At 59.2% G+C, this 4,599-nt stretch carries 3 protein-coding genes; all 3 read right to left on the reverse strand.

The window, feature by feature from the left end:
• A partial coding sequence (gene rnr, locus AB7E65_RS12070) for a ribonuclease R (protein WP_428746029.1) occupies window positions 1-2,003 on the reverse strand: 2,003 nt, incomplete at its 3' end.
• A gap of 75 nt (window positions 2,004-2,078) precedes the next feature.
• A complete protein-coding gene (locus AB7E65_RS12075; RefSeq protein ID WP_072287244.1) occupies window positions 2,079-3,428 on the reverse strand; it encodes a DUF1015 domain-containing protein in 1,350 nt (449 codons plus the stop codon).
• Between the two features lie 594 nt (window positions 3,429-4,022).
• Window positions 4,023-4,439, reverse strand: a complete 417-nt coding sequence (locus tag AB7E65_RS12080; protein WP_428746030.1) for a type IV pilin protein — start codon at window positions 4,437-4,439, stop codon at window positions 4,023-4,025.
• Between the last annotated feature and the right edge of the window lie 160 nt (window positions 4,440-4,599).

Genomic DNA, 4,599 nt, shown 5'->3' on the forward strand with positions numbered 1-4,599 from the left:
CCCACCAGACGGTGAAGCTCTTCATCGAATTCGTAAAAATCATCACTCAAGGTGGCGACATGCACCAGACCTTCGACGAAAACATCCTGCAGTTCCACAAAAATACCAAAAGGCTGCACATCCGCCACCCAGGCTTCGAAACTCTCTCCGACCCGGTCCTGCATGAACTGACAGCGCTTCAGGGCCACCATCTCCCGCTCGGCGTCCATGGCGCGGCGTTCCCTGAAAGAAGTTGCTTCGCCCAGCTTTTCAAGCACGGAAACCTTCAACGGGGCCTTGCCCGCGGACAGCACCCTGCGCAGTATGCGGTGAACCACCAGGTCGGGGTAACGGCGGATGGGCGAGGTGAAATGACAATAACAGTCGGAGGCAAGACCGAAATGGCCGAGATTGGCGGCATCGTAACGCGCCTGCTTCATGCTGCGAAGCAAATACTGGTTGACCATGCGCTCTTCGGGGCGATCGCGAACCGCATCGAGCGCCCCCTGCAGTGCCGCGGGAGACACGGTTTCTTCCGACAGATCGAGCCCGATGTTGAAATGAGCAAGGAAGGTCTGGAACGCCAGCAGCTTTTCCATATCGGGCGGTTCATGCACCCGGTAAAGCAGCGGAATGTGGTGCTCCGAGAGAAACGTCGCGACGGCTTCATTGGCGGCCAGCATGAATTCTTCGATCAGGCGGTGCGCCGGGGTGCGCTCGGCACGCAGGATCTGGTCGAGACGCCCTTGCAGGTCCAGCACGATCTCGGGTTCTGGCAGGTCGAAATCGAGACTGCCGCGCCGAAAACGCATCTGCTGCAACCGCAGCGCCAGCTCGGCCATAAGCCTCAGATCCTCCAGCGGCGTCTGTGGCGGCAAAGGATCATGGCTTGACGTTTTGTCCAGAACTTGCGCCACCTGGTGATAGGTCAAACGGGCCCGGCTGCACATCACCGCCGGATAAAAGCGGCTTGACACCCTGGCCCCGCGCCCGTCGAACAGCATTTCCGCCGTCAGAACCAGACGGTCGACGCCGGGATTCAGCGAACAGATGCCGTTGCTCAGGGCCTCGGGCAGCATGGGCAGGCAGATGCCGGGAAAGTAGACGCTGGTGCCACGGTCCAGGGCATCCTTGTCGATGGGACTGTCCGGATAGACATAGTGGGCCACGTCGGCGATGGCAACCCATAAGCGGATGGCGCCATCCGCCTCCCGGCACACCGCCACCGCATCGTCAAAGTCCTTGGCCGTCTCGCCGTCGATGGTGACAAACGGCACCGAACGCAGATCCTCGCGGCCGGCAAGGTCGCCCTCTGCGACTTCCATGGGCACGGACCGGGCCTGGTCGAGGGCGGCGGGGGAAAACTCCCGGGGCAGATCGTACTTGTGGGCAAGGGCCAGGACTTCAACCCGGGGATCGGAGGGATCGCCGAGAACCTCGACAATGCGTCCCTGCGGATACTGCCGGCGGGTGGGATAACGCTCTATGGCGGCGATTACCAGATCTCCCGCATTGACCGGCAAGGCACAGGGGGCAAGGAGCAGAACCGGTTGCGACAGGGCCGGATCGCTGGGCAATACCATGCCATGCCCCGAGTCCGGCCGGAACACGCCGACAATGCTGTGATGCGCCCGCGCCAGCACCCGCACGACGCGCCCCTCGAAACCTCCTCTCGGGGCACGCTGCAGCCGCACCGCGACACGGTCCCCATCCATGATATCCCGCATGAACCGGGCGGGAACAAACACGTCGGGGCGGCCGGGCTCTTCAGGCACGACAAAACCGTAACCCTGGCGATGCACGGCGACCTTGCCGATCACCAGCTCCGTCGATTTCGGCAGGGAATACAGCCCCTTGCGGGCGCGGCGCACCAGCCCCTCGTCCGCCAGTGTCTCCAGCAGACGCAGAGCAGCCTGGCGTTCATCGCGGGAAAGATCAAAACCGGCCAGCAGCTGTCTTCCCGAAAGGGGCTTGCCCCGGTTCTGAAGCAACAGATTCAGCAGATCGTCGGGCGAGAGACTCATAAATCGGCGAAGCCTTCCAAAACGGCCCATGCGAAATGGGCACGGCATACCCGGGCCGCTGCCGCCGGGCCAACGTCAGTCTTCAACCGTTTCGCCGCAAACGATGGGGTTGATGACCAGACCGCTGAGCAGCTTGGGATAAAAATAGGTCGATTTCTGCGGCATTTTTTCACCGGCGTTGGCAACATCCCTGACCTGCACCATGCGGGTGGAATTCATCAGGAACGCCATCTGGCACTGCCCCGATTGCACCATGGAGAACGGCTCGTCAAAATTCTTGACATAACCAAGATGGGTCTGCTGCTCCTGTGCCTCCGAAGTGATATGGAGCATCTTTTCCAGCACCAGGCGATGCAGGATCGAGACATCGAGGGTGCGCAGCGCCTTGGAGGTTTTTTCGTCGAAAAAGGCATCCATGCTCGCCGCGTCCTTGAGAGTCAGCACATAAAGGGTCCGCCCGCCGGCAAACAACCCGATGGCCGGCTTGTTTTCGCCCTTGTTCCGGAGGATATCGCGGGCCTGGCGCCGGGAATCGGCATCGTCCGGATCCACGGTGTGTGCCTCCACCTCGAAATAAACGCCCAGTTCGGTCAAAAACGGCTCCAGGCGAAACGCCTCCAACCCATGCACCACGCGATGGGTTGGAAAGATAAGCATACCCTGATCTTCCATATTGGCAAAATACATCAGAACATAATTGAACAACTCCTTGCCGCTGAACCCTTCGCTCTGCGCCCTGCGAAAATCGCGGTAATTCAGGGCCGTCTCATAGCGGTGATGGCCGTCGGCGATGAACAGCGGCTTGTTCTCCAGAAGGCCGCAGATCCTGCCGATCACGGTCCGGTCGGTGACTTGCCAGAGGCGGTGGACAACACCGTCATCGTCGGTCACCTCGAAATCGGGGGTGCGCTTTTTCAGCTCCCAGGTCAGGGCTTCCTGCACACAGCAGGGATCGGAATAGAGCCCGAAAATGGGGCTGAAATTGGCCTCGCAGGCTTTGGTCAGCTGCAAGCGGTCAGCTTTGGGGCCGCTCAGGGTCTTTTCATGCGGCTTGACCATGCCGGTGGCAAAATCCTCCAGCCGCGCCAGGGCGATGAAGCCCTTGCGTACCACGGTCCCCATGCCTTCAGCCTGGTACTCTTCATCGTACAGGTAGATGGAAGGTTCCCTGTCCCGGACCAGAATGCCGTCGTCCTGCCACTGGCGAAAAAATCCCGCCGCCCGGGTATAGCGGTTGTTGGCCGCATCATCGTCCGGCTCGATTTTGCCTAGAATCAGGCGAACCAGGTTGAAGGGGCTGCGGCGGTACAGATCGTCCTGCAACGCAGGCGAAATGACATCGTAGGGCGGCGCCGTTACGCTGACGGGGTCCTGAATCTTTTCGAGATTATAACGGACAGCTCTGAACGGAGCGATCTTTGCCATACGTCTGAACTCCCTTGCGGTACGTGTTGGCGAGCGGAACAAAGATTCAACCAGTATCCAGCCGGAAACTCCGGCTGGATACAGCGTGGTTTGCATATGGGAAACAAGCAATTTTTCGCTGTGGCAAGGCAATCAAGGGGTTGCACGGAGGCGGCCATCGGTACACCGCACAAGCAAGCCCGCGTGTTGACGCCGCCACGGCGCAAAAGAGCCGTTTCCGGATGAAAGCTAACCAGTATCCATCCGGAAACTCCGGATGGATACAGCGTAGTTTTCATATGGGAAACGAGCAATTTTTCGTTGTGGCAAGGAAATCAAGGGGTTGCGCGGAGGCGTACATCGGTACGCCGCACAAGCAAGCCTGCGGATTGACGCCGCCACGGCGGAAAAGGGCCGTTTCCGGATGAAAACTAACTATACGCAATGGTTTACGGAAGGCGCAAGGGAAAACTCCCGATTGTTTCCTGCCAGGCCGCCAGCCGGAACACAACTACAAACAGAACATGCCCGACGCAATTGCCGGGCATGTATCCAAAACGTTCGGCCCCACTATTGACCAAGCGGGAGTTAATGTGTGGGCGCGGACCCTGAAGTCTACCAGCATCCGGCCTGTGCCGCATTCCGGGCCCCGGCCTGGTTGACCGCCAGAGTACCGCAATCATCCGCAGCCTGTCCGCCCTGAGGCACCGCCTCCAACGTGAACGATACGGCATCCGGCGCACCACCGGCCTGAAAATGAAACCGGTAGCGGCGCGACTCGATTTCATCTGCGCTGACAACCGTTACGCCGGTCACCATGTCCTCGACATCCAGCCCGGCATAAGTATTGTTGCGGGTATAATGACGTTCCAGACGCTGTGCCATTTCCATCAGAATACCCTTCGCTGCCGCACGGTTGGTACGCAAAACATGCTGATTATATATCGGCACCGCTATGGCGGCCAAGATGCCCAGAATCGCCATTGTCACAAGAAGCTCTATCAGACTGAACCCGCATGATTTCATTCTCATCGTTTTTCCTTCTGCCCTTTTCGATTGGGCTCGACTTGGCATGAACCTAAATTCTTAACGAATCTGACGCCAGGACGAACGCCCCAGACGATTGCCTTCTCCTGGCTTTTCCGTCGTGGTTTCTACATCCCCGGAAGAAGTACTTGACAACTTGTATTCC

It is taken from the genome of Syntrophotalea sp., assembly GCF_050253115.1.
GTDB classification, from domain to species: domain Bacteria; phylum Desulfobacterota; class Desulfuromonadia; order Desulfuromonadales; family Syntrophotaleaceae; genus Syntrophotalea; species Syntrophotalea acetylenica.